The 23,961-nt window shown below is 54.8% G+C and carries 25 protein-coding genes and 1 tRNA gene; 16 read left to right on the top strand and 10 right to left on the bottom strand.

All coding sequences use genetic code 11. The annotated features are described in order from the left end of the window. Positions 1–178 precede the first annotated feature (178 nt). The 8 genes from HK26_RS13460 (at position 179) to HK26_RS07110 (ending at position 8,054) form a co-directional block, all read left to right on the top strand. On the top strand, positions 179–319 hold the full coding sequence (locus HK26_RS13460; RefSeq protein ID WP_180539408.1) for a hypothetical protein: 141 nt from the start codon (positions 179–181) through the stop codon (positions 317–319). A gap of 137 nt (positions 320–456) precedes the next feature. Continuing rightward, positions 457–1,557, top strand: a complete 1,101-nt coding sequence (locus HK26_RS07140) for an asparaginase (protein ID WP_086639153.1) — start codon at positions 457–459, stop codon at positions 1,555–1,557. 148 nt (positions 1,558–1,705) lie between these two features. Continuing rightward, on the top strand, positions 1,706–3,175 hold the full coding sequence (locus HK26_RS07135) for a mannose-1-phosphate guanylyltransferase/mannose-6-phosphate isomerase (RefSeq protein WP_086639152.1): 1,470 nt from the start codon (positions 1,706–1,708) through the stop codon (positions 3,173–3,175). 30 nt (positions 3,176–3,205) lie between these two features. Further along, positions 3,206–4,630 (top strand): FAD-binding oxidoreductase, encoded by a 1,425-nt coding sequence (locus HK26_RS07130; protein WP_086639151.1) that lies wholly within the window; start codon positions 3,206–3,208, stop codon positions 4,628–4,630. 140 nt (positions 4,631–4,770) lie between these two features. Then, a complete protein-coding gene (locus HK26_RS07125; protein ID WP_086639156.1) occupies positions 4,771–5,586 on the top strand; it encodes a MetQ/NlpA family ABC transporter substrate-binding protein in 816 nt (271 codons plus the stop codon). Next, positions 5,583–6,563: a methionine ABC transporter ATP-binding protein gene (locus HK26_RS07120; protein ID WP_086639150.1), complete on the top strand. Its 981-nt coding sequence runs from the start codon at positions 5,583–5,585 to the stop codon at positions 6,561–6,563. The genes HK26_RS07125 and HK26_RS07120 overlap by 4 nt, the downstream gene beginning before the upstream one ends. Continuing rightward, positions 6,544–7,215, top strand: a complete 672-nt coding sequence (locus tag HK26_RS07115; protein ID WP_086639149.1) for a methionine ABC transporter permease — start codon at positions 6,544–6,546, stop codon at positions 7,213–7,215. Before HK26_RS07120 ends, HK26_RS07115 begins: the two co-directional genes overlap by 20 nt. A gap of 470 nt (positions 7,216–7,685) precedes the next feature. Then, entirely contained in the window at positions 7,686–8,054 is a 369-nt protein-coding gene (locus HK26_RS07110; RefSeq protein WP_086639148.1) for a helix-turn-helix domain-containing protein, read from the top strand. Between the two features lie 69 nt (positions 8,055–8,123). On the opposite strand, the gene HK26_RS07105 is transcribed toward HK26_RS07110, so the two are convergent. From HK26_RS07105 to alkB, 3 genes are all read right to left on the bottom strand, one after another. Then, complete coding sequence (locus HK26_RS07105; protein WP_086639147.1) at positions 8,124–10,505, bottom strand: TonB-dependent siderophore receptor; 2,382 nt, start codon at positions 10,503–10,505, stop codon at positions 8,124–8,126. A 179-nt stretch (positions 10,506–10,684) separates the two neighbouring features. Further along, the gene (locus HK26_RS07100) at positions 10,685–11,866 is read right to left on the bottom strand and encodes a serine hydrolase domain-containing protein (protein ID WP_086639146.1); all 1,182 of its coding nucleotides are present in this window, start codon (positions 11,864–11,866) and stop codon (positions 10,685–10,687) included. A 13-nt stretch (positions 11,867–11,879) separates the two neighbouring features. Then, entirely contained in the window at positions 11,880–12,650 is a 771-nt protein-coding gene (gene alkB, locus HK26_RS07095) for a DNA oxidative demethylase AlkB (protein WP_257640904.1), read from the bottom strand. A 9-nt stretch (positions 12,651–12,659) separates the two neighbouring features. On the opposite strand from alkB, the gene HK26_RS07090 reads away from it, so the two are divergent. Next, the gene (locus tag HK26_RS07090; RefSeq protein ID WP_086639145.1) at positions 12,660–13,079 is read left to right on the top strand and encodes a hypothetical protein; all 420 of its coding nucleotides are present in this window, start codon (positions 12,660–12,662) and stop codon (positions 13,077–13,079) included. A gap of 91 nt (positions 13,080–13,170) precedes the next feature. Here the strand turns inward: HK26_RS07090 and HK26_RS07085 are convergent, their stop codons facing one another. From HK26_RS07085 to pdxA, 7 genes are all read right to left on the bottom strand, one after another. Further along, entirely contained in the window at positions 13,171–14,643 is a 1,473-nt protein-coding gene (locus tag HK26_RS07085; protein WP_086639144.1) for a sodium:solute symporter family protein, read from the bottom strand. Next, the gene (locus tag HK26_RS07080) at positions 14,640–14,819 is read right to left on the bottom strand and encodes a DUF3311 domain-containing protein (protein WP_025827307.1); all 180 of its coding nucleotides are present in this window, start codon (positions 14,817–14,819) and stop codon (positions 14,640–14,642) included. Before HK26_RS07080 ends, HK26_RS07085 begins: the two co-directional genes overlap by 4 nt. Positions 14,820–14,999: 180 nt before the next feature. Next, positions 15,000–15,491, bottom strand: a complete 492-nt coding sequence (locus HK26_RS07075; RefSeq protein ID WP_086639143.1) for a hypothetical protein — start codon at positions 15,489–15,491, stop codon at positions 15,000–15,002. Between the two features lie 18 nt (positions 15,492–15,509). Beyond that, positions 15,510–16,685, bottom strand: coding sequence for an anhydro-N-acetylmuramic acid kinase (locus HK26_RS07070; RefSeq protein ID WP_086639154.1), 1,176 nt, complete (start codon positions 16,683–16,685; stop codon positions 15,510–15,512). A gap of 7 nt (positions 16,686–16,692) precedes the next feature. Next, positions 16,693–17,025 carry a hypothetical protein gene (locus HK26_RS07065; protein WP_086639142.1) on the bottom strand — a complete coding sequence of 111 codons (333 nt, stop codon included), beginning with the start codon at positions 17,023–17,025 and terminating at the stop codon, positions 16,693–16,695. Next, on the bottom strand, positions 17,026–17,748 hold the full coding sequence (locus HK26_RS07060; RefSeq protein ID WP_086639141.1) for a pyridoxine 5'-phosphate synthase: 723 nt from the start codon (positions 17,746–17,748) through the stop codon (positions 17,026–17,028). Next, entirely contained in the window at positions 17,745–18,716 is a 972-nt protein-coding gene (gene pdxA / locus HK26_RS07055; RefSeq protein WP_086639140.1) for a 4-hydroxythreonine-4-phosphate dehydrogenase PdxA, read from the bottom strand. The genes HK26_RS07060 and pdxA overlap by 4 nt, the downstream gene beginning before the upstream one ends. 217 nt (positions 18,717–18,933) lie before the next feature. On the opposite strand from pdxA, the gene HK26_RS07050 reads away from it, so the two are divergent. The 7 genes from HK26_RS07050 (at position 18,934) to HK26_RS13210 (ending at position 23,468) form a co-directional block, all read left to right on the top strand. Further along, positions 18,934–19,299 carry a lipopolysaccharide assembly protein LapA domain-containing protein gene (locus tag HK26_RS07050; RefSeq protein ID WP_086639139.1) on the top strand — a complete coding sequence of 122 codons (366 nt, stop codon included), beginning with the start codon at positions 18,934–18,936 and terminating at the stop codon, positions 19,297–19,299. After that, positions 19,292–20,005 carry an orotidine-5'-phosphate decarboxylase gene (pyrF, locus tag HK26_RS07045; RefSeq protein ID WP_086639138.1) on the top strand — a complete coding sequence of 238 codons (714 nt, stop codon included), beginning with the start codon at positions 19,292–19,294 and terminating at the stop codon, positions 20,003–20,005. Before HK26_RS07050 ends, pyrF begins: the two co-directional genes overlap by 8 nt. Positions 20,006–20,011: 6 nt before the next feature. Continuing rightward, on the top strand, positions 20,012–20,656 hold the full coding sequence (locus tag HK26_RS07040; RefSeq protein WP_086639137.1) for a phosphoribosylanthranilate isomerase: 645 nt from the start codon (positions 20,012–20,014) through the stop codon (positions 20,654–20,656). Positions 20,657–20,728: 72 nt separating this feature from the next. Then, positions 20,729–20,819 (top strand) — tRNA-Ser (locus HK26_RS07035). A 97-nt stretch (positions 20,820–20,916) separates the two neighbouring features. Continuing rightward, positions 20,917–21,483 carry a DUF6538 domain-containing protein gene (locus tag HK26_RS07030; RefSeq protein ID WP_180539406.1) on the top strand — a complete coding sequence of 189 codons (567 nt, stop codon included), beginning with the start codon at positions 20,917–20,919 and terminating at the stop codon, positions 21,481–21,483. 496 nt (positions 21,484–21,979) lie between these two features. Further along, positions 21,980–22,342, top strand: coding sequence for a hypothetical protein (locus HK26_RS13215; protein ID WP_143296305.1), 363 nt, complete (start codon positions 21,980–21,982; stop codon positions 22,340–22,342). A 640-nt stretch (positions 22,343–22,982) separates the two neighbouring features. Further along, a complete protein-coding gene (locus HK26_RS13210) occupies positions 22,983–23,468 on the top strand; it encodes a hypothetical protein (RefSeq protein ID WP_180539404.1) in 486 nt (161 codons plus the stop codon). The last annotated feature ends 493 nt before the right edge of the window (positions 23,469–23,961 follow it).

Raw genomic sequence — 23,961 nt, 5'->3', positions numbered from 1 at the left:
GTCTAGAGGCCTAGGACACTGCCCTTTCACGGCGGCAACACGGGTTCGAATCCCGTACGGGATACCATGCGCCTATAAGGCATTGATTTTTCAACAAAAATCATACTTGTCTTCCCTTGTTGTGCAACATGCTTGTGTTGCATGAAGGGGGCGTCGTTTTTATTCGCTCCAATAAAATATGCTTCAGCACCACGGTGGCAGACTGCATGTGCTGCTGGTCTCTGGCTGCGTGCTGCAAAGGGGGCCGTCCCAGTTCAGGCTACTCGGTATGATGCTGGAATGGTTTTGCAAACAGGGGCTGATCGTCAACGCTGCGTAGCGTGCTACGCGTTGCGTAAGATGGCTGAACACGCTTATCCTGATTCCATAAAATTTCAGGTTTAGAAATGGCTGTGCCTGTGGGGGAGTTTTTTCCTGTCAGGGGATTGGCTTTTTAAATTCAGGAAGAGTGTTTTTATGGTTTCTGTTCGTGGTCTGAGCATTCTTGCAGCAATTTTGGGAGTAGCTTCTGTTATGCCTGTTTCCCTCTGCGCAGAAAGTGCTGGTGCAGCTTCTGCTATCCATAAACAGGTCTCTTTGCCGCGTGTGCTTGTGCTGGCTACGGGGGGTACCATCTCCGGTAAAGCGGATAACCGTTCTGCTATTGGTTATGATGCTGGTGCTGTAACTGGTCAGCAGTTAATTGCAGGCGTACCCGGAGTTGAAAAACTTGCGCGGTTGCAGGTGGAACAGATTTCCAACATTGCGTCACAGAACATGAACAGTCAGATATGGTTTAAGCTGGCTGAGCGTATTCGGCAGGCTTTTGCCAATAACGAAGCAGATGCCATTGTGATCACCCACGGGACTGACACAATGGAAGAAACCGCTTTTTTTCTGGATAATGTTGTTGGGGATGCGGGGCCGGTTATTTTAACGGGGGCAATGCGGCCCAGCACGGCTATCAGTGCAGATGGCCCTGCCAATATGTACGAAGCCGTAAAGGTGGCCGTTGACCCGCAGGCCCGTGGCAGAGGTGTTCTTGTCGTATTGAACGATGAGGTGCAGTCCGCACGGGCGGTGAGCAAAATGCACACAACTGCGCTGCAAACCTTCCACTCACCCAATCTTGGCCCGGCTGGGTATGTTGATCCCTCAAGCGTACGCTTTGTGGCCCCAGCCAAACCCCGGCTGCACCTTGATCTCCCCGCAGATCATAAATTACCGCGCGTGCAAATTGTATACGCCCATGCAGATATGGATGCGCAGCAGATTGATCATGCCGTGCAAGATGGTGCACGCGGTATTGTTATTGCTGGTATGGGAGACGGCAATGTCTCAACAGACGCATTGGCAGGCATAGAGCGTGCCACAAAGGCTGGTGTTGTGGTTGTGCGCTCCACGCGCGTAGGCAGTGGTTTTGTAAACCGCGATGTGGAAGTGGATGATGATCACTACGGGCTTGTGGCCTCGATGGACCTGAACCCGCAAAAAGCCCGGATACTCCTCCAGTTGCTGCTGGCTAATAAAAAGACATTGGCAGCCGATATTCAAAAGGCGTTCAGCGCAGGCTTTTAATATTCTTGGTTGTTTTCCCACACTCCATAGCGTGATTCATGTCCGGCCCTGTTGCGCGGGCGGACATGATTGTCACAGGTCTATGCGTGTATTACGGATTGTGGGGCGGCTGCACAGGTGGAGCCGCCGGGATGAGAGGTCGCAAAGCATGGTTGGTCGTCAGAGTCAGGCAGGCAGCACTGCACCGCAGGGCAAACTGTCCCCTGTGGTGCCGGTCATTCTTTCCGGCGGTGCGGGGAGTCGGTTGTGGCCCGTCTCGCGCAAGAGTTTTCCCAAACAGTTCTGGGCTTTGCTCGGCACTTCCACTCTGTTGCAAGATACCGTGTTGCGGGGCCAGACCGAAGGCATGACTGCTCCGGTGGTTGTGTGCAATGGAGAACACCGTTTTATAATCGCCGAGCAACTGCGGGACGTGGCTGTGCAGAATGCCCGGATCATTCTGGAGCCGGTAGGGCGTAACTCGGCACCAGCTATTGCTGCGGCTGCGTTTGTGGTGGCGGAACAGGACCCAGATGCGGTGCTGTGGGTCATGGCGGCGGATGCCGCTATTGAGGACGTGCCCAAACTGCATGCGGCGCTGGACCTTGCCGTTGTGGCGGCCCGAGCAGGTTATGTTGTCACTTTTGGCATGACCCCAACCCGGCCTGAAACCGGCTATGGCTACATTGAGCAAGGGGCCGCCATGAGTGATGTGCCCGGAGTGTACAAAGTCAGCCGTTTTGTGGAAAAACCAGACAGGCACACGGCAGAAGCATTTTTGGGGCAGGGTGGATATTTGTGGAACTCGGGCATGTTTGTTGTCCGTGCCGCCACGTTTTTGTCCGAGATCAAGCGGTATGAGCCCGACCTTTACGCCTGTGTCGAGGAGGCTGTGCAAAAACGCCAGACGGATATGGATTTTGAACGGCTTGATGTGGAGAGTTTTTCCAGAGCTCCTGATATTTCGGTTGATTATGCGGTGGCTGAACGGACGGATATGGCAGCAGTCGTACCCGGCAGCTTTGGCTGGTCCGATGTGGGAAGCTGGGACGCCCTGTGGGATCTGGATAAAAAGGATGCTCAGGGGAATGTCGCTCATGGGAACGTCCTGCTGGAAGATGTGAGCCAGTCCTATGTTCGTACGGATGGTATGCTGGTTGCGGCCCTTGGCGTGGATAATCTTGTCATTGTGGCCACACAGGATGCCGTTCTGGTAAGCTGTAAGGATAGGGCGCAGGATGTAAAAACTCTGGTCCAAAAACTGAAAAACAGCAAAAAACCAGAGGCGGAAATGCACCGTCTGACGTACCGCCCATGGGGGCATTACGAAGCCCTGACCGAAGGCCATCGTTTTCAGGTTAAAAAAATAGTCGTGCGTCCGGGGCAAAAACTCTCCTTGCAAAAACACTACCATCGTGCGGAGCACTGGGTTGTGGTGGAAGGTACCGCACTTGTGACGCGCGGTGACGAGCAGACGCTTGTGCGTGAGAACGAGAGCATTTATCTGCCCCTTGGGAGCTTGCACAGGCTGGAAAATCCGGGGCGTATTCCTGTAACCCTGATTGAGGTACAGTCTGGGCCGTATCTGGGTGAGGATGATATTGTCCGGTTTGAGGATATTTATAGCCGGACCGAATAAACGTATTGAAAAAGGATTGGGGAAAAGAAAATGCCGAACGTTTCTTTTGTTCCCCATGCAGCGGATCGTGTGACTGCTGTTTTGGCGCAATTGAAGACTTATCTGGGGGAAAAGGTTTCCACCAACCATGCGGTGTGCGAGGCTCATAGTCATGGTGAGGCGCTGGATCTGGCGCGCATGCCCGCAGCCGTTGTGTTTGCTCAAACAACAGAAGATGTCTCGACCGTTCTTTCAATCTGTCATGGGGCTTATGTGCCTGTGGTGGCATTTGGGGCTGGTACGTCTGTAGAAGGGCACGTAACCCCGCCAGAACATGCCATCAGCCTTGACCTGTCCCGCATGACGGAGGTTTTGCAGGTTAATGCCGCCGATATGGACTGCCGCGTGCAGGCCGGACTGACTAGGCAGGACCTGAATGCCCGCCTGCGTGATACGGGGCTGTTCTTCCCGGTTGATCCGGGAGGGGAGGCTACTTTAGGCGGTATGTGCGCGACCCGTGCATCCGGCACTGCAGCCGTGCATTATGGCACAATGAAGGAAAATGTGCTGGGCCTGACTGTGGTCATGGCGAATGGGGAGGTCATTAAAACAGGTGGGCGGGTCAGGAAGTCTTCCACCGGGTATGACCTGACATCCCTGTTTGTAGGCTCCGAGGGAACCTTGGGCATTATTACGGAAATCCAGTTGCGCCTGCACGGTATTCCCGAACAGCTCTCGGCCGCGATCTGCCAGTTTGAAAATCTTGAGGATGCGGTGCGCACAGCCGTCGAGATTATTCAGGCCGGTGTGCCTATTGCACGGGTGGAACTGATGGACGACGTGCAGATGGCGGCCAGCATCCGCTACTCCGGTCTGGATGAACTGCGCCCGATCACGACTCTGTTTTTTGAATTTGCAGGAGCCCCCGCTTCTGTGCGTGAGCAGGTGGACGTGACGGAAATGCTGGCCGGGGACAATAACGGCCTTGGCTTTGCATGGGCGGACACGCCAGATGAACGTAGCCGGTTGTGGAAGGCGCGGCATAATGCGTTCTGGGCGGTCAAGGCTCTGTGCCCCGGTGCACGGGTTATCAGCACGGATTGCATTGTGCCGATCTCCCGCCTTGCAGAACTGATTGTGGGTGTTAAGGCCGATATTCAGGCCTCCGGGTTGCAGGCTGCCATTTTGGGGCATGTTGGGGATGGTAATTTTCACACGCTTATCATCACCGACGACAGCCCGGAGGGGTACGGGCAGGCACTGGAGCTCGACCGCAAAATTGTGGCCCGGGCACTGGCGCTGGAAGGGTCATGCAGTGGGGAGCATGGTGTAGGGCTTGGCAAACTTGAGTTTTTGGAACGCGAGCATGGAGAGCCTTCTCTGACGGTCATGAGAACACTCAAAGTGGCGTTGGACCCGCGCAATATTCTTAACCCCGGCAAGCTTCTGCCAGAAGGGTTGGCCTATATTGGCTAGTAGATAGGGGGCTGTTGCTGGGGAACAGAGTGGTGAGGTCGTCACAAATAAACTTGACAATCAGGTGCTATATTTTATTCAAGCAAAACTGATAGTGATTTATTCTGTGCTCTGTTCCCTTTTTGCGGGGTTTGTTTGTTATGGCTGTATCCGTTCTTTCCCGCCGGGCTGTTCTGGCCGGTAGTGCCATTTTGGCATCTGTTCTGGCTGGTCCTGTTGCGCTGGCCGCACCGCAGGTTCTGCGTGTGGGTATTATGGCGGGTGAGGATGAGGACGTGTGGCCCGTAGTTGCTGCCAATGCTGCGCGGGAAGGGCTGGAACTTCGGCTTGTCACTTTTTCCGACTATAATGCACCAAACGAGGGGCTGGCAGAACATGAGCTGGATGCCAATGCGTTCCAGCACGGCCCGTTCCTTGATGCCCAGAACAAGGCAAAAGGGTATGGTATTGTGCCAGTCGGCCACACTTATGTGGCGCCGATAGGGCTTTATTCAACACGCTGGAAATCTGTTGCCGCATTGCCAGACAAGGCGGTTATTGGTGTGCCCAACGATCCGACAAACGAAGGTAGAGCCCTGCTGTTGCTGCAAAAACTGGGGCTTATCAAACTCGCAGCCGATGCGGGCAATACGCCAACCGCGCTGGATATTACGGAAAACCCGCATAACATCAGCATTCGTGAACTGGATGCCGGTGTTGTGGGGCGCGCGCTGACAGACCTTGATGGTGCGGTCATCAACACCGATTGGGCTAAAAAAGTTGGTGTTGATATTGAAAAAACGCGGATCGCGCAGGAAACGGCAGACAATAACCCGTATATCTGCATCATAGCGGTCAACGGGGCAGACAAATCCGCCCCATGGGTGCCCAAGCTGGTGAGCGCTTACCAGCAGCCCAATGTAAAGCAGGCGTTGGACAAGGCGTTCCATGGCGCTGTGCTGCCATCGTGGCCATGAACCTGCTGGAAGTCGAGCGTCTTAACCGTGCCTTTGGGGGGCAGACGGCCCTGCATGACATTTCGTTCAATGTCGGCAAAGGACAAAGGCTGGGTATTATCGGGCGCTCAGGGGCGGGCAAGTCCACCCTGCTGCGCTGCCTGAGTGGTCTGGACCGCCCTCAGTCCGGCAAAATTTTGCTGGAAGGGGAGGATATGGCCACCCTGCCCGAGGCAAGGCTTGTGGTGCTCCGGCGCAGGATCGGCCTTGTTTTCCAGCATTTCAATCTGCTTACGTCGCGTACGGTTGCGGCCAATGTAGCGCTGCCGCTAGAAATTGCAGGTATGCCCAAGGCATTGCGCAGCAAACGCGTGGCCGAACTGCTGGAACTGGTGGGGCTGGCGGACCATGCCAGCAAATACCCGGCCATGCTCTCCGGTGGACAAAAACAGCGGATTGGCATTGCCCGCGCACTGGCGGCACATCCAGCGCTGCTGTTGTGTGATGAGGCCACATCCGCACTGGACCCGGAGACAACAGAATCCATTCTTGCGCTGCTGGCGGATATCAATCAGGTTCTGGGCCTGACCATTGTGTTTATCACGCATGAAATGGATGTTGTGCGCCGTCTGGCGCAACAGGTTCTGGTGCTGGAAAAAGGGCGCATTGTTGCACGTGGCACCCCTGCCGATATTCTGGATGCCAACCAGATGGCGGCTATTCTCCCCCCCAATCTCAGCCAGACACCACAGGATGGCAGCCACGCCATAGTGCGCCTGACAGTGGGAACACAGGCTTTGTGCGCGCCATTGCTCCATACATTGGAGCAGCAGTGCCAAGCCAGATTTGCGCTCCTGCATACCTTGCCCAGCCCGGAAGGGGACGGACAGGTGGATGTTGTGGTGCAGGCCGATGGTCTTTCTGTTTCAACCATGAACGCTCTTCAGGCCCATGCCTGTGCGGCCGAGGTAATTGGATATGTCCCGGCTCATTCTTGACCTGCTCTGGCGCGCCACAACCGAAACACTGGAAATGGTTCTTGCCTCCGGGTTGCTTGCAGTGGCCGGGGGGCTGCCTCTGGCGGTTCTGTTGGTGCTCACCTCGCCTGCGGGGCTGTATCCGCTGCCTCTACTCTCCCGCATATTGGGTGGTATTGTGGATGCGGTGCGGGCTGTGCCTTTTATTATTCTGCTGGTGCTGCTTATTCCTTTTACCCGTCTGCTGGTGGGGACGGCACTAGGGACAACGGCAGCCATTGTTCCTCTGTCCATAGCCGCCATTCCCTATTTTGCACGGATAGCCGAGGTGTCCTTGCGGGAGGTGGATACGGGGTTGGTGGATGCTGTGCGTGCCATGGGCGGCACGCGGTGGATGGTGGTGCGGTACGTGCTGTTGCCAGAAAGTCTGCCGGGGCTGATTTCGGGCTTTACGGTTACGCTGGTTACTCTGGTGGGGGCATCTGCCATGGCGGGAGCCATTGGTGCTGGCGGGCTGGGTGATCTGGCCATCCGCTATGGCTACCAGCGGTTTAACACCACGGTTATGTTTGGCGTAGTTGCCGTGTTGGTGGTGCTTGTCATGCTGTTGCAGGGGGCAGGCAATTTTCTGGCGCAGTATTTGCGGCATACACGCCCTGAACGCAGGGTATAAAAAGCAAAAGCTGGGATTTGATATTTCAATTTTTCTAGCTTTTCCGAGTCATGCCCTGTTTTCTTGGGTATAGTACGCAAAATAATCGTGTATTTTAAAATAACGAGGCTGTTTTGCTGGCTGTTAGTGGAAGTCGCCCCTAACGCCTCGAAAGTCCAAAAATTTTATCTTTTCTATTTCTAATAAAGCAAAAACAATGAAATTAAGAATTTGGTTACTTGTTCCACCGCAGGAGCACACGAACTTGTTACAAACGTGGGACGATTTTAAAAATTAACAGCCCGTAATTTGTTGCGCGCTGTCTGTCCTGTGTTATCACTGAATACAGGTGTTTTTTGGTACATTGGTTTTCCGCTTTTCTCACGGCTATGATTTGAGGCTACGCGGCCTGCACTCTGTGCATTTTTAAACGTGGTACGGATTTTCTGAAAAAACCTTCTGCCACAAAATGATAAAGTGGAGAAAGAGGCATGGCTCAACTGGATAAAGTGATCGCGCCGGGTATTGAACTTGGGCAACGTATCAAAATTCTTCGCAAAACTGCGGGGTTAACGCAGCAGCAGGTTGCGGATGCCCTTGGTGTCTCCCGCCCCGCCATAGCGTTTTGGGAAACGGGGCGTGAGGGCAGTGCGCGCAAGCATATTCCCAAACTTGCAGCGCTTTTGCATGTGGAACCTGAAGTGTTTTTAACCGGGTATGTGCAGGAAGATATTGACCTGATTGTCTCGCCCGATGAGCGGGACATGGTCTCACTTTACCGGATGCTTGATGCCTCGCGCAAAGTCTCGGCCCAGAAATGGATGGAACGGCAGGCCAGAACAGCACGACTGGAAAACTGACCAGTTCTGTTTAGTTCTGCAATAGACGAGGTGGAGTAAATAGTGTTGTATTTACTCCACCAGTGCAGATTAGAATTCCATTGACAGTGTAAAGTGGTAAAGGCGTGGCATGCCCGCATAAACGCTGGTGGATGCGTTGGACGTGCCGCCAGGTGACCCCATGAAAACAGAAGCCCAGTAGCGTTCATTTGTGGCGTTACTCACCCCAAAACGCACGACCCATGGGAACTGATAAACCCGGAAGGCATAACGGGTGCCAAGGTCCAGTGTGGTGTAAGAGCCGGTATGTAGGGTGTTGGAAAGATTGGCTGCACGGTTGCCCATATAATGAACATTGGCGTTAAAAGCCCAACCGGAGGCAAAAGACCCCAGGGTGCTTGGCAGGCGGTAGTCCAGCAGCATGTTGGCCTGTAAGGGGGCGACCCCTACAATTTCCTTGCCGTTCACCGCAGGAGTTATGCCATGGACAAGTTCTGCATCCAGCCAGGTCATACCGGCCAATACGGACAGATTAGGCAGCACTTCACCTGAAATTTGGGCTTCTACCCCATAATTACGTTGGGTCCCACCATATGTATAAGTTTGGCAGTTGTTGTTACTGTCAGGTGTGTGGCAAGACGCCTGCGTGTTTGAGACCGTGTTGTAAATTGCATAAGGGTTGGTCATCCGAAAACCAGCAAGGTTGAACTGCATTTTCTGGTAACGGAATTTGTAGCCAACTTCGTATTCTTCGGAGTGCGCAATAGGCAGGGCCATATTGGTATTGGTGTAATTGACATTGTTGCTGGTTACAGGCCCAGCCTCAACAGAACGTCCATAGGTAAAATAAAAGGTCTGGTTGTCTGTCGGTTTGTAAATCAGGCTGGTTGTCGGGCTAAAAGCCGCATTGGCATGGAAGCTCTTTACAAGAGGGCTTGCCGCATTTGGTGCGTTCATCTGGTCAATCCAACTCCATGCAAGAGTTCCCATGATTGACCAGTGTTTGTTGATAGTGATTGTGTCCCCTACAATAAAGGACTGACTGACAACTTTACTGGATTCATATCGGCCATGATAATATGGCTGCTTACCATCAACCGCAATTGGATTGTACATATTTGCGTAACCATTATGCAAATACGTTGTTTTGCTATTATTTACGCCGATAACATTGACGGTACTACCATTTGTTGGGTTGTAGTTGCCCATCATATAACCATTAGTACCAATGATCAGGTCGTGTCTGATGGAGCCTGTATAAACACGACCGTTAAAATAAGCCATATTACTTCCAACCCGGAAGTCGTTTGCTGTGGTGGCCGCACTTACAGTCTGGCTATAATCCCCAGCACTGTTGATGAGGGTGTTGTTGGACGCAAATGCTTGTCTGGCTGCGTCCTGGTACAGGCCACCGAGAGTAAAGCTCCAGTCCTTGTTGATCTGGTGTTTGATTTTGGCCAGAAACGTGTTGGTTTCCATATTAAAGCCGCTCCAGTCCTGGCCCAGATGCGGTGTGCTCAGGTCGGGGGCTGTTGGCAGTGTGCTACTTTTATATGCGGCTGTCAGGCCAAAACCCGGTGCAGTACCCCGTTCAACGTAAGTATAATGGCTTGCATCGAGTTCGATAACGGTTTTGTCGTCCAGATGGATGTCAAAATCCCCGCTTACCATTTCGCGCCGGATCCAACTGTCCTTAGCATAAGCTGTGCCGTTGGCGTGCAGCATGTTCAGGCGGTAGCCAAACCAGCCGTTTTTGCCCAGTCGGCCAGAAATATCGCCATTGACGGTGGGGGTGCCAATGGAATCCACCCCGACAGAAAGGCGCTCGGTCTGCCGGTCCGTGGGGCGTTTCAGGGTATATTCAAACACACCAGCCGGGTTTTCCGGCCCGTACATGGCACCGGCCAGCCCGTTGAGCACTTGCAGGTTGTCCACCCATTCCGCCGGGTAGGGGGTGGTGGAGACCACATTCAGCCCGTCCAGTCGGGAGTTGGAGACCACATCAGCCTCGAACCCGCGCGACTGGGGGCGGGATGTGTTGGGGTCGCCACGAATTTCCAGCTGAACGGAAGGCAAATACTGCGCCATGTCGTTGATGTTACGAATCTGCTGGTTGACCACCACGTCATGGGGAACACCCATGATGGAGTAAGGTGTGTCCAGCGTGTCGCGGTTGCCCAGCGGCCCCAGATAGACAATTTTGTTCATGTATTTGGCACCCGTGCCATCTGCAGCATGGTGGCCGTGAACATTCACGGTTTCGCCGTTGGAACCGTCCAGAATTCCGGCAATGGGGGCTGTGGTTTTGGGGGCCGTCAGAGGCTTTTGGGGAGCGGTCGTTTTGTTAACGGCCTGCTTGTTGGTCGTAGCCTGTTGCGCTGGCACTACAGGGGTCGCCGCCAGCGCCGAGGTTGTTAGCAGCAATGCGCCAAATGTTCCGGTGGTGAAAAAAATATGGAAACGATCGTGCATGTATCTGGCTCGTCCGGGGGCTGGAGGGGTGCAAGGAAGAGCCTTGTTCTGCGGGCGAGCAGGACGTTTGTCTATATATAACGGGACACAAACCTATATATGGCAGAATATACTCACAGAGTGATGCAAGAATAACACACCAGCCCTGTGTGCTGTGGTTTTGGCTAAAAATAGAAGAGTCAGGGCGGCATTGTGCGCAGGGCAAGGGCTGCTGCTGTTGCCACGTCCTTGCGCAAGGCGACCACGTTGCCCTGTCCATTTGGGTGTAAACGGCTTGTTAAAATCAGAACAAAGCTGCGGTTGCTGGGTACAAGCCATAGGGATGTGCCAGTAAAACCGGTATGCCCAAAAGAAGACGCAGGAAAATAGGCACCGCGCGCTGTGGAGTAGTGGGTTGCAATATCCCACCCCAGTCCACGCAGATCCGTTTTTCCCGCAGGTTGCTGGGGAGTGGACATAAGATATAAAGTTTTGGCCTGAAGAGGAAAAGGTGAGGGCAGTCCAGCGAGTTTGTCCAGCAGAGCCGTTGCGTAAGTCACGCAGTCCTGTGCGCAGGAAAACAACCCCGCATGCCCGGCCACACCACCCATGCGCCGGGTTGTTGGGTCATGGACAACGCCGCGTAGCATACGCCCGCTCTCATCATACTGCGTGGGCGCTATGAAGGGCCGGAGACTGTCAGCCGGGCAGAAAAAAGATGACTTTAAACCAAGCGGTTTAAGAATATGTTCTGTTGCGTATAAAGCGAGACTTTGGCCGCAGAGTCGTTCGACAATCAGCCCCAGTGTTATAAAATTGATATCACTATAAACAAATTTTTCTCCCGGCTTGGTTTGCGGGCGTGTGTCCATCACCATCTGTATGACGCTTTGCTTTCCTTGCCAGGCAAAGCTCAGGTCCAGATCGGGGGGGAGGCCCGAATAATGGGTCAGCAACTGGCGGATGGTAATGTCCTGTTTGCCGTTGGCGGCAAAGGCGGGCAGGTATTTGCAGGCGGGTGCGTCCAGCGCAATAAGGCCTCGCTCATAAAACTGCATGACTGCTGGCGCTGTTATCAGCACTTTGGTCATGGAGGCCATGTCAAAAATGGTATTCCATGTCATGGCTTCCGCAACTGGGGTTTGGGCGCGTTGGCCAAACACACCGTGCCAGACCATCCGCCCCTGATGGCCGATGGCTGCTACAGCACCGGGCATTTTATTGGCCTGTATGGCTGCGCGAAAGATATTGTCCACCGTGGCAAATGGGGCGGTCGGGAGGGACTGGGCATAGGCCCTGTCGGCAATGCCTGCCACACAGGTGGCATGTGCCAGACCGGAACAAAAGAGCTGGCGGCGGGTTAGTCGGGAGAGTCGGCGCATGTCTGGGGCTCCATCAGTTACAGGCGTGTTGGTGCTGAGGGGCCACAACGTGGCGGAAGGTGATGTTAAAGCGGCTCCAGCCTGTTAGGGGGTGCGCGTGTGGGCCTAGCCCTTTAATACCGTGGTAATGCAGCCGGGCCGGACCACCCCAGACCAGTACATCCCCATGCTCAAGCATGAGTGTGCGGACCCTGCTGTGCCGCTCAGCGCCACCCCACAGGAAAAGCCCGGACCGACCGAGCGAGAGAGAGACAATGGGTTGTGTGGTGTCGTGCTCATCCCGGTCTTGGTGCAATCCCATATGGGAGCCGTTGTGGTAGCGGTTGAGCAGGCAGGCATTGGGGGTGAAGTGGGTATAACCCGCAGCCCGTGCCGCAGCCTGCGCAAGGTCTAGCAGGCTTGGGGGCATTGCGGGCCATGCCTGTTGGCTGGCCGGGTCCAGTGTTGTGTAAGCATACCCTTGGGGGGAGCTGACCCACCCCAGAGCACCGCAACTGGTCATCGCAGCAGACATGGTGCCCCCACCGGGGGTGTGCATGTGCCGAAAAGGAGCTTGCCGTGCGACATGCTCAAGAGCTTGCAGATATTCTGCTCCGCGGGGTTTGGCAAAAGCGCGCAAAAGTACGGCTCCGGCCTCCAGTTCTTCACGCATGGGGCGGGTGTCTGGTAGCAGAAGGTCCATCTGCCGGGCTGTAGGGTCAGGGCTTGTCATGGTGGCGATGGCTGAAAACCGTTTGCGGGCCTGCACGTTCTTTGGCACAGGACAGAAGACTGCTATCAGCATTGCCAAACCATGCCCCAGCTTGCAAGGAGCCAGACCGTACCAATGCCCCCATCTGCGCAGGATATTATGCTTATTGGCGGTATTCCGGCTCTTATCAGTTACCAGATGCCCCGTGCAGTTTATCGTGGGGTGTTTGTCGGGCTGAGTGCCGAGGTCGATTTTTTTGCCAACACAGTGGCAGGGCTTGAACCGCAGGGCGAAGCGGCTTTGCGGTCTTTTTTAAAACTGTGCCAGCGCGAGCAGCGCTCCCCTTTGCAGGTGAGTGATGAGGGGCGGAAAAATTATCTGCTGGAAGAAATTTATGAGCAGATGGCAGAACCAGCCCGCAGGTGCGGCATAGATCTTTATGCTGTGGTGCGTGAACAGGTCACGGCTTTTCAACCCGGTGGGGAGGGGGGGAGCGCAGGAGCCATTCTGCTCAGCCTGTAAATCTGTATGGCTGCGTGCTGAAGTGTAAAAAAGGGATGCCCCGGTGGAGGGACATCCCTTTTTTGTTAGGCCGTTTGCGTGTTCAGGCGGTTTAGGCCGGGTTTTCCACGCTATCCTGTTGTGGGGTGGTGGCCGCTTTTTTGGCCGGATAAAAGGCCGAGACCACCAGAACAATCAGAATATTCACGCCAAGGGCCAGCAGGCCCGTGGAAACATTGCCAGAGAACAGGCCAAAATTAACCGGGTGAATGGGCTTGAGCCCGTCCATCCAGCACAGGCTGACCCCGAATACGGTGCCAATCAGCCAGCCGCTCAGCATGGCCACGGCGGAAAAGCGGATCTTCAGCAGGCCCAGAATAAGGGCGGGGAAGGTTTGCAGGATGAACACGCCACCAAGGAGCTGGAAGTCAATGGCGAACTGCGCGTTCAGGAACAGCACACACACCAGAGCTCCAAGTTTGACCAGAAGAGACGTCAGGCGGCTGGTGCGCACCGGGTCCTTTTGTGTGGGCAGGAGGTTGCTGGTGACAAGGTTGGCAGCCCCAATAGCCATGACTGCGGCAGGCACAAGAGCACCCACGGCAATGGCGGCCAGGCAGAACCCGGCAAACCATGCAGGGAACACCTTCTGGAACAGCATGGGCACAACCATGGAGTTGTTGGTTGTCACAATACCAGCCGCATGTGCCATAAAGCCCAGCATGGCGATCAGCCCCAGCACAATGGTGTAAACCGGCAGGAACACCGCATTCTGGCGAATGGTGTCCGCCGAGCGGGAGGCCAGAATACCCGTAAGGGTATGGGGGTACAAAAAGGCAGCCAGAGCGGAGGACAGGGCCAGTGTTGCATAGGGCAGGCCCTGACCGGGTTTGAGAATGGTCTGCGCATGCTCAACAGAGGCAAACAGAGCACCATACCCACCCGTATGCAGGGGAATGACCGTAACTGCCACAATAACGGCAATATAGATCATGATATCCTTGATAAAGGCGGTCAGCGCTGGGGCGTGCAGCCCGCCAAGCCACGTGTATGCGGCCAGCGAGAGGAAGGCGATGACAAGCGGCAGGTCCCCCGGCAGGCCGAGTGCCTGAATAACGGTCCGGATGCCAATCAATTGCAGGGCAATGTAGGGCATGACGGCAACAAGCCCGGTCAGTGCGACAACAACTTCCAGTGCCCGGCTGTCAAAGCGGGCGCGCACAATGTCGGCCGCAGTGGAATGTCCGCCCTCACGCGCAATTTTCCACAGCTTAGGCATGACCAGAAAAATAAACGGATAGACGACAATGGTGTAGGGCAGCGCAAAAAAGCCATAAGCGCCAACTGCGTACACCAGTGCAGGGACGGCAATAACGGTATAGGCCGTGTAAAAATCTCCCCCGACCAGAAACCAGGTAACCCAGGGGCCAAAGCCGCGCCCGCCCAGCGACCATTCCTCATGCGAGGAGGCGTTGGTTTTTTTGCTGAACAGCCCCCGGATCCACTGGATGGAGGAGCCGATGACAATGGTCGCGGCAAAAAAGAGAATAAAGACGCCAAGCGCCCATGGATTGATCGCGTTCATGCGCGGTTCCCTTTTTTCCAGACAACCCAGATCAGGATGGATGTCACCGGCACCCAGGCGAACTGGTACCAGTAGAAGAAGGGAAAACCGAGCAGGACCGGGTCGTGCCGGTCATACAGCGGCGTCCAGAGCAAACCCAAAAAGGGTAGCAGAAGGAGGAGATTTAGATATTTCATTTCGTGAAACCGGCATGTTTTGTTATTTTTGTTCGCAACCGGCTGAACATGCCGATGGAAACCGGCTTATGTCAATTACGCCTGAAGCGATTTCAGGCGAGTATAATCAGAATTGTGTTTTTTGCGCATCAGGTATGCCCCTGTTATAACGCGATCGTTAACAACAGGGGTATGGCAGGTCTAGCGTGTGGCGTTGGTCTTGCTGTCCTGGAGCACTTTGTTCAGCGTATCTCCATACTGGCGGTAGCTACCTTCGGGCACGCAGCCCAGCTCTTCCAGTTCTTCCAGATCAGCACCATGGTTGATCCACTGGTTAGCCTCGCGCGAGTCCAGCGCGGTGGGAATGGTCCGCGCCTCGTAGACAATTGGCTGCTCCGTATCTTCCGAGGCGCCAAAGGATAAAAAGCTCTCATTAGCGGGTGTTTTGCTGTTGCTCAGGCTGACCTGCCCGCAGACAACCTGCTTTTTGTCGCTGTTGGTATGTACCGCCAGATTGCGGAACTTGGGGTGTGCGCCAGAAAAGCGGGTTGTGAGCGCCTTGAGTGTTGCCTTGACAAATGGGGAGGCCTTTTCGGCACTGTTATCAAGCATGGTTTGGGCTGTTGCACTATGGTCCATGGCCACAAGGCACAGACCAGACAACACAATACAAAGCGCGAAAGAACGTTTCATCAAGAAGGTCTTTCCTTGTCAGTCTGAATGCGGGAGGGGAGGAACATCCTTGCATGGCCAAGGCCATAGCTGGCGCCCCCAGGGCGTAATGCTCATGCAGGTCAGCCGCCCCCCTGTCTGGGGGAAGGCTACACCCGTTGTGGTGGGGAGGGAAAGGGGCAGCCCTGCAAGACTGCGCACGGCCAGAAAACCAAAACACTCGGCCTCCAGCGCGTCTCCATTCCAGCCAAGCTGCTCGGCGGGGTGAACCGAACCGGGCAGGGCTTGGGCAAGGGCTGCCATAAGGGCAGGGTTGTGCCGCCCCCCACCGCAGACGAACCACGCTTGTGGTTGCTCGGGCAATGGAGTGCGGGCAATGGCCTGCACCGTCAGGGCCAGCAGTGTTGCAGCACCATTGGCCGCCCCCAGTCCCGCACACTGCGCCAGAACGTGATGAAAACTCAGCCGGTCAAGCGATTTGGGGGCGGGTTGGTGGAAGAATGGATGCGCCAGTATACGCTCAAGCACAGCGTGGTCCGGCGTGCCCTGCGTGGCAAGGTGGCCGTCTGTGTCGCATGGGGTGCCTGTGTGCTGGTATGCCCAGTCGTCCATCAGGGCATTACCCGGCCCGGTATCGCATGCCACAACCTGCCCACTGCCTGTGAGCAGGGTCAGATTGGCAACGCCGCCGATATTGAGCACGGCAACAGGACGTGGCCGCTTGTAAAGCAGGGCTGCGTGGTAAAGGGGTGCCAAGGGCGCGCCCTCGCCTCCGGCAGCAACATCAGCGGTTCTGAAGTCGTGTACGACAGGCAGGTTGGTCTGGGCAGACAGGTAGGCGGCATCTCCAATCTGCCATGTTCGCCCCGGTTTGTGCAAAATGGTCTGGCCATGGAAGCCCACAACATCCACCGCCATGTCCGGAGCCAGCTTGCGCAGGCGCTGCACGGCCTGCACATGGGCATGCGTCAGCTCGTGCTCCACCGCCCTGAGCACGGGGTTGTCCGGGGTAAGGTCGGGGGCCGTGTCCAGCAGGCTGCGCAGTTGTGCCCGTAGTTGTGGGGAATACGGGAGTGTCAGCGCTGGACCATGAGCCTTGATGGACGTGCCGTCCGTACGGACCAAGGCTGCGTCCACACCATCCAGCGATGTGCCGCTCATAAGCCCCAGTGCGTTGAGGCAGCCATCGGGTGGAGAGGAAGGGGAGGGGGGCATCAGCACATCAGTGGCTGGATGTTTCCAGTCCCCGCTGGAGCTGCCCGGTGATGACATTCCAGAGCATGATCCGTTCGCCCTTGTCGCCGACAACGTGAATGGCCAGAAGGTCATCATGGACGCGGGTTATGGTGGTCATATACTCGTCCGGGCTCAGAGCCAGTTGGGCAATGCGGGCATCAGTCAGGGGAATACTGCTGGTGAGAGCCGGGTGCTGGGGGCTGTTCATGCGGTGAATAACCACCCCGACCAGCACAACCACCCCCACGATGATAAGAACGCCCATGCCCACGACCGCAGCCATGAGTGCTCTGGGGGTTTTGTAGTCGGGCTCTTCCATTCAGTGTCCTGTCGCGTTGTTGATTCGGGAGCGCATGGTCTGGATGACGGTTGGCAATCCGTCAAAAATGGCCTGACCGATCAGAAAATGCCCTATGTTCAATTCCCGTATTTCGGCAATGGCGGCAACAGGCTCTACGTTCTCGTACGTCAGGCCATGGCCTGCATGCACTTCCAGACCAAGGCTTACGGCGTGTGTGGCGGCACGCTGGAGGCGCTCAAGCTCACCGGCCTTGCCCTGTGCGTAAGCGCCGGTATGCAGTTCTACAACCTGCGCACCAGTTGCGGCCGCTGCTGCGATCTGGGCCGGGTCAGGGTCAATAAACAGCGAAACCCGAATCCCCGCAGCTTTGAGCGCATGGACCTTGGGTGCCATGGTGCTGGACTGACCGGCAACGTCCAGCCCGCCTTCTGTTGTCAGTTCCTCGCGCCGTTCTGGCACAAGGCAGCAGGCGTGGGGGCGCAGGGTGCGGGCAATGGCGATCATCTCGTCCGTTGCGGCCATTTCCATATTCAGGGGGGCGTCAACCTCGGCGCGCAGGCGCTCAAGGTCCGTATCGCGGATGTGGCGGCGGTCCTCACGCAGGTGGGCTGTTATGCCATCTGCCCCGGACTGCACAGCCAGAAGGGCTGCGGCTACGGGGTCGGGGTGCTGGCCCCCTCGGGCATTGCGGACTGTGGCAACATGGTCAATGTTGACGCCAAGCCTGATGGCCGGTCTCATGCGTTTTTCCTTCTGTTCTCGGCCAGTGTTGCTGCCAGTTTTATGGCGGCCTCCAGACTGCGTGGGTCTGCCTTGTTCTGCCCGGCAATGTCAAACGCAGTGCCATGATCGGGGGATGTGCGGATAATGGGCAGGCCGAGTGTGACATTCACGCCCTCTGCCATATCCAGCGTTTTCAGTGGGATCAGGCCCTGATCGTGGTACATGCACATGGCCACATCGTAGCGCGCCCGTGCATCGGGGGTAAACATGGTGTCTGGCGGCAAAGGTCCGCTGACGTCCAGCCCCTGTGCGCGCAGGGTGTTTATGGCGGGGAGAATGATCTCCTGCTCCTCACGCCCCATCAGCCCGTGTTCACCTGCGTGGGGGTTCAGCCCGGCAAAGGCCAGCCGGGGGTGGGGCAGACCAAAATCTCGCCGCAGACCTGCTGCTACGGTGTGAGCCGTGCGGATAATCAGCTCTGTGGAGAGCTGGGCAATGGCATCACGCAAAGCAACATGTACGGTAATGGGCACGACCTTGAGGGACGGGCCAGCCAGTAGCATGACCTCATCACCCGGTGTCTGGCACAATTCGGCCAGATAGCTGGTGTGGCCGGGGTGCCTGAAGCCAGCACTTTGCACCACATCCTTGCTGATCGGGTTGGTGATGACGGCGGAGGATTCGCCGCTCAGGGTCAGCTCAACAGCCAGTCGGATGCTTTCTATCACGCTGGCGGCGTTCCGTCGGTCCGGCTCCCCCGGTGCGGGTGGGGCGCTCAGGTGCAGGGGTAGGACAGGCAGAGCATGGCTGAAAATATCAGCACCTTCGGACAGGTAGCGGATGGTCTGCACCGGCACGCGCCGCTCCAGCAGGGTGGGGTCGCCTATGTATACAAAAGCAGGCCCGTTCTGGCGGAGTTGCTGCCAGACAGCGGCCGTAATTTCTGGCGCAATACTGGCCGGATCACCCTGTGTCAGTACCAGCATGTCAGTTCTTCTCCATCTGCGGAATGATGCATCTGTGCCAGCAAAACGCAGAATAGTGCATGCGTAAAGGGGGGTAGGTGCGTGTTAAGGCAGGTCAATGCCTAATGTGTTTAGGTCACACGCAACCAGAAGAGCGTGGTAAGGTTGCGTCAAGAGGCCATGCGGCGGGTTTGTCCGCATTCTTGTTCTTTACGTAGGATAGGGCTACCACATTACTATGATCAGGCTCATAATCGTTGTTCCATTCCTGCTTGCACTTGTTGTGTTCAGTGCCAGTAATCAGGACCCGCTGGATATGTGGATGCTCACATATAGCTGGAAGTGCTCGCTGGGAGTGCTGGCCCTGAGCGTGGGGGCTTTGTCTTTTCTGCTCGGGGCTTTCTGTCTCTGGGTCGTTGAGTTCCGGCAGGGGCGCAGGGCGCGCAGGGCCGAGCAGCAGGTCCGGGACCTGGAGGCGCAACTGGCGCAGATGCGGGCTATTCTCGCCAATCGTGCGCCGCCCGTTGTTCCAGCCACCGATGTGCCACCCGTCGTGACATCACAACCCCATCTCGCAGGGAGCGAAGAACACTCAAATGTCTAATACAACCCGGCGCACCGGCCTTATTGTCTCGTTGGATACGCAGGACCCCGCTCAGGCGCGCGCGTGGGTCAGGGATGTTGCTCCTGTGTCCGGGATTATCAAGCTGGGGCTTGAATTTACTTATGCCGCCGGGTTTCAGGCCGTGGCGGATGTTGCCGGTGATAGCCCGCTGTTTCTGGACCTGAAACTGCATGATATCCCCAACACGGTCGGGGCAGCGGTGCGGGCACTGTCACACCTGCGCCCACGGATGCTGACCCTCCATGCCTCTGGTGGCCGCGCCATGATGGAAGCGGCCCGCCTTGCGTGTGACGAGGCTTTTCCACAAGGTCAGCGTCCTCTCCTGCTCGGTGTTACGGTTCTGACCAGTCTGGATGATCAGGGGCTGGCGGAAACAGGCGTGCCAGATGGCGCACGTGCGCAGGTGCGCCGTCTGGCGCGGCTTGCAGTTGAGTCTGGCATGGACGGGTTGGTCTGCTCCGCGCATGAGCTGGATGTGCTGCGCGATGATCTGGGGAGCAAGCCGGTTATTGTTACGCCGGGCATTCGCCCGGCTGGCGCTGCCAAAGGGGATCAGAAGCGTGTCATGACTCCGGCTCAGGCGCGTGACGCGGGCGCGGACTGGGTGGTGGTTGGCCGCCCCATAACACAGGCTGCCGACCCGGCAGCAGCAGCTGCTGCCATAGTGGCGGAACTGGAAGGCTGAGGCACCATGTCCGGGCATTGTCACACAGGTGTTAAAATCTGCGGTCTGACAGAAGAGGCGGGTTTTGATGCCTGTGTGGAAAATGGAGCGGATTGGATAGGCTTTGTTTTTTTTGAGCGCTCCCCCCGGTTTGTGACACCCCAACACGCGACACGCCTTGCGCAGAGAGAGCGCGGGCAGGCTAGAACCGTGGGGCTGTTTGTTCATCCGACGGATGAAGATATTGCACGGGTGCTGGAGCACGCACCGCTTGATGTGATGCAGATTTATGCATCGGATGAGCGCGCCCGGCAGGTGGCGGATGCTTTTGGTCTGCCCGTCTGGCTTTCTTTCCCCGTTGCGGGGAGGGAGGACCTGCCTCAATCCTGTTCTGTTCAACGGATGCTTATAGAGCCCATACCACCTAAAAATGCGACCCGTCCGGGGGGGAATGCCCAAAAGCTGGACTGGTCCATGCTGGAGGGGTGGCAGCCATCCTTCCCTTGGATGCTCGCCGGAGGGCTAAACGTAGGTAACGTGGCCGAGGCAATCCGGCGCACAGGGGTGCCTGCGGTCGATGTTTCATCTGGTGTGGAAAGTGCGCCGGGTATCAAAGACCCCGCCTTAATTGCCAGTTTTGTGCGTAATGCGCGCACGGCAGGCCGGGCTTAGGAGAAAAAAACAGGCAAGTGTCTCTTTCCCTCTTGCCTGTTCTGATAATCTTGCTATTACCGTCCTCGCGCTGGAGAGATGGCCGAGCGGCTTAAGGCGCACGCTTGGAAAGCGTGTGTACGTTAATAGCGTACCGAGGGTTCGAATCCCTCTCTCTCCGCCAACCTGCTGTTTTCCCTATAAAAACAACCACTTAGACAATCCTGTAGTTACAGTGTTGTATTGTGTCGTTACATGTCCAGCGTTACATATCTGAGGATATGAACGACATGTACAATATCTTCCGCCGTGCTGGCTCACAAACGTGGAGTGTCCGCTTTCATGTGCCGCGTGATCGTCGTTCAGACGTAGGCAAGGCGTTCGGAACAAAAACCGGACATAAGGCCGAGGTCGTTAAGACGCTGGGCACAAGCGACCGCAAGGAAGCAATGGGCAGGCGTTACAAGGCGCTGGAAGACATACGCAAAGAAATAGACGTCAGACTACAGGAGATAGGCCTGCCCCCTCTGCACGGTGACTGGCAACCAGACTGGGCCTTTCCGTGGGCAGAAGACGAGCAGACTATTGCAGAGGCTCTTGAAGCCAGAAAAGAGCTTGCCAAGGCGTCAACCCGAGAAGACCAGACCGAGGAAGTATATACCGAAGACAGGAACGGATTGCCGCACCGCACCACAATACGGACAAGTGAGCGTGCGGTCATTGCTCCCTTACACAGCGAAGAGCTGTCTCTGCGGGCCATAGCAGGGCGTTTAGAGGGTATGGGTATTAAGACGAGCAGAGGGAAGGCCGAGTGGACCACTGCGGCTGTTAAAAGGTGTCTCGGGTAAAATAGTTAGTATGTAAAATAATGAGGGCGTCGTTGGGTGTGGAGCTTTCTTAGGGCTGATCTTAAACTCAGACACCAAAGACAGGAAACACAGGGCGGTAATTATCACATTGCCTTCTCTCTGCTTTTATCCTGAAATGAGGAGTGATGATTCTTAATACATGATTGTCACTTGCCATTCTGAGCATTCATCGAAGTGTTTTCCTTGGTTCTCTTTAGAAGACTACCTATAGGGTATAAGGGGAATGGTTTCAGACCCCATGACCACCCAGAAAACAGAACCATTTATTCGCAAGCCTCCGTCTCATGCTGATGACGCAGCCGCATTGCAGGAAGCGCAGCCCCTTTCGCTTGGCTGTGAGCCCTCCGGGGTGAGGAAGCGATTGCGGAGGCGAAGAAGCTCGACGATCTTGATAGCGTGATATGCAACGTTAGCAACTCATCAAATAATTTTTCTAATGTAAGAGCATCATGTCGAGATAAAAGGAAATTTAATTATGCGTATTGTGACAAGTGTATTCGCTTTATTTTTCTCCGTAGTTTTACCCACGGTGGCAAGAGCTGATTGCATTGGTACGAGTCAATTTGAAACATGCCAAGATCAAAATGGGAATGATTATACAGTCAACCGGATCGGAGGACAGACAATAGTAAATGGCCGCAATGAACGAACCGGTAACTCGTGGCAGGAAAACAGCAACACTATAGGAAACCAAACTATTATTAACGGTAAATCGAGTAATGGAAGTTCATGGAATGAAAATGAAACAAATATTGGAGGCGGAAATAGAGTTATAAATGGTACAGATTCTAGTGGGTACTCATTTTCATATCTGTGCAACAAGTTTGGCTGTAACTAATTGATATGATTTATTCGGATTTTGCAGATGCTCGATTCTAAAATCAATAGTTATCTATGGGTAGAAGCTTTGAAACTAAATTAGGCTTCTACCGTCAACCACTCAAGCTTACCCCTGTCCCGAAAACAGCACTAGACCTGATGCCTGATGGTGCTTACTGGATTAAGGCTCTTGATTTGGTGCTGTAGTGTGTGACGACACGTCACAGTGTTGTAGTACAATGTTTTTGGCTTCCCGCTGTGTGATACACGCTTGTGACACACGGAACGGACATGGCCACACCTTACATGACCCAACGTAGAAATTGCTGGTGTCTGCGTGTCAGGAACCCTGCTGACCTGTGTCCTCTTATGGGATGTTATTTTGTTAGGGAGAGATTTTTCTGCGCCAGATGATGGTAGACGGAATGAATATTTAGGTTCTTGTAGGAACCATAAGGCTCCCGCAAACTCAGGGTGTCGGGGAGCATCATTCTAAATTTCTTTTCATGATTAACTTTTCCCACTATTCAGATGCCATAAAAATTATGTGGATTTTCTGACATGAAAAAATTACTTATTTATCTTTACTGGCACCTCTAGCTTTGGGGACTTGTACAACAAATGTTGATCTTCGTCCAAGCTCTATGCCAGCTGGTGACGTGATGGCGAACCGAATAGTTCAAACACCGACAGGCTATTCTTTCTCATCAGATTTCAGGGATAAAGGCCATGTTTTTGAATGTGGTGCTTATTCTTATAAATCTAATTTTGGACAACCCATAGCTGATACCATTAAGAAAACCATTAATGTTGGCTTTGCTCATGCAAGTGAAGAGGCTAGTAACATTAACTCGGCTTACAAGATGCGTATTGATATGGAAGATGTTGACGCACAAGTCTCAGTAATGCCTGGTTTTTGGAGCGTTACTTATACAGTTCATGTAGATTTGTCTGGTAAGGTAGACGTAACAGATAGCACGGGGACATCGATAGTTAAGGCGGAGATTACTGGTTCTGGGTCTGCCTCAGCTACTGGGAATTGCACAATGCTAACAAAAGCAGTCCAAACCGCTAGTGAAAAAGCAATTAAAAAAATGGGCAGTGATTTTGCTTTCAAAGTGATTGATACGAATGTCCTGAAATAAACAAAAAGGGGGCCCCTCTTTGTTTGCGGGGGCCTTTGGTTGTTCTGGGTATTCTCACATTAGTAGCATGTATTTTTGTGGGTATCGGCTTTGCAATATCAGGTTTCGCCCTTTAGTCAGTAGGAAAATAGAATTACTGAATTAAAATATCGGCGCTTACCTCCAAGCGCGCACTAACCTTGTCAAAATCTTAGAGGCCGTGTGTCCATTAGGGCCACGGCTTTTTTGTTTCCTACACAATAAATGGCAGTTGCATGGGCAAGGGGTAGAGTTTCTGTCGTGGTGCAGATCGCATTGTGTGGGAGAAAGCCCGTGCTGACCCTGACGTTGGATGCCGTGTTTTGCCAGTTGGCAAAGCTGTACCGCGTCTAACCTGAGGTAGGTGAGGGCTTGGTTGTGGTTCGAAAAGCTGCTTTACCGAATAGCATGGACATTTTGTAACATAATTATTTGCGGTTTTTTGGGTGATTAGGCGTGTCTTTGGGTGTTTGTG

The organism is Acetobacter okinawensis (genome assembly GCF_002153655.1).
Classification (GTDB): Bacteria; Pseudomonadota; Alphaproteobacteria; order Acetobacterales; family Acetobacteraceae; genus Acetobacter; species Acetobacter okinawensis_A.
Note: the sequence above shows the minus strand (reverse complement) of the source record. Positions and strands in the feature narration are given on the sequence as shown.

Coding starts and splice junctions, on each gene's coding strand:
- HK26_RS13460 (WP_180539408.1), top strand. CDS start 179: ATGCTTCAGCACCACGGTGGCAGACTGCATGTGCTGCTGGTCTCTGGC.
- HK26_RS07140 (WP_086639153.1), top strand. CDS start 457: ATGGTTTCTGTTCGTGGTCTGAGCATTCTTGCAGCAATTTTGGGAGTA.
- HK26_RS07135 (WP_086639152.1), top strand. CDS start 1,706: ATGGTTGGTCGTCAGAGTCAGGCAGGCAGCACTGCACCGCAGGGCAAA.
- HK26_RS07130 (WP_086639151.1), top strand. CDS start 3,206: ATGCCGAACGTTTCTTTTGTTCCCCATGCAGCGGATCGTGTGACTGCT.
- HK26_RS07125 (WP_086639156.1), top strand. CDS start 4,771: ATGGCTGTATCCGTTCTTTCCCGCCGGGCTGTTCTGGCCGGTAGTGCC.
- HK26_RS07120 (WP_086639150.1), top strand. CDS start 5,583: ATGAACCTGCTGGAAGTCGAGCGTCTTAACCGTGCCTTTGGGGGGCAG.
- HK26_RS07115 (WP_086639149.1), top strand. CDS start 6,544: ATGTCCCGGCTCATTCTTGACCTGCTCTGGCGCGCCACAACCGAAACA.
- HK26_RS07110 (WP_086639148.1), top strand. CDS start 7,686: ATGGCTCAACTGGATAAAGTGATCGCGCCGGGTATTGAACTTGGGCAA.
- HK26_RS07105 (WP_086639147.1), bottom strand. CDS start 10,505: ATGCACGATCGTTTCCATATTTTTTTCACCACCGGAACATTTGGCGCA.
- HK26_RS07100 (WP_086639146.1), bottom strand. CDS start 11,866: ATGCGCCGACTCTCCCGACTAACCCGCCGCCAGCTCTTTTGTTCCGGT.
- alkB (WP_257640904.1), bottom strand. CDS start 12,650: ATGCTGATAGCAGTCTTCTGTCCTGTGCCAAAGAACGTGCAGGCCCGC.
- HK26_RS07090 (WP_086639145.1), top strand. CDS start 12,660: ATGCCCCAGCTTGCAAGGAGCCAGACCGTACCAATGCCCCCATCTGCG.
- HK26_RS07085 (WP_086639144.1), bottom strand. CDS start 14,643: ATGAACGCGATCAATCCATGGGCGCTTGGCGTCTTTATTCTCTTTTTT.
- HK26_RS07080 (WP_025827307.1), bottom strand. CDS start 14,819: ATGAAATATCTAAATCTCCTCCTTCTGCTACCCTTTTTGGGTTTGCTC.
- HK26_RS07075 (WP_086639143.1), bottom strand. CDS start 15,491: ATGAAACGTTCTTTCGCGCTTTGTATTGTGTTGTCTGGTCTGTGCCTT.
- HK26_RS07070 (WP_086639154.1), bottom strand. CDS start 16,685: ATGCCCCCCTCCCCTTCCTCTCCACCCGATGGCTGCCTCAACGCACTG.
- HK26_RS07065 (WP_086639142.1), bottom strand. CDS start 17,025: ATGGAAGAGCCCGACTACAAAACCCCCAGAGCACTCATGGCTGCGGTC.
- HK26_RS07060 (WP_086639141.1), bottom strand. CDS start 17,748: ATGAGACCGGCCATCAGGCTTGGCGTCAACATTGACCATGTTGCCACA.
- pdxA (WP_086639140.1), bottom strand. CDS start 18,716: ATGCTGGTACTGACACAGGGTGATCCGGCCAGTATTGCGCCAGAAATT.
- HK26_RS07050 (WP_086639139.1), top strand. CDS start 18,934: ATGATCAGGCTCATAATCGTTGTTCCATTCCTGCTTGCACTTGTTGTG.
- pyrF (WP_086639138.1), top strand. CDS start 19,292: ATGTCTAATACAACCCGGCGCACCGGCCTTATTGTCTCGTTGGATACG.
- HK26_RS07040 (WP_086639137.1), top strand. CDS start 20,012: ATGTCCGGGCATTGTCACACAGGTGTTAAAATCTGCGGTCTGACAGAA.
- HK26_RS07030 (WP_180539406.1), top strand. CDS start 20,917: ATGAACGACATGTACAATATCTTCCGCCGTGCTGGCTCACAAACGTGG.
- HK26_RS13215 (WP_143296305.1), top strand. CDS start 21,980: ATGCGTATTGTGACAAGTGTATTCGCTTTATTTTTCTCCGTAGTTTTA.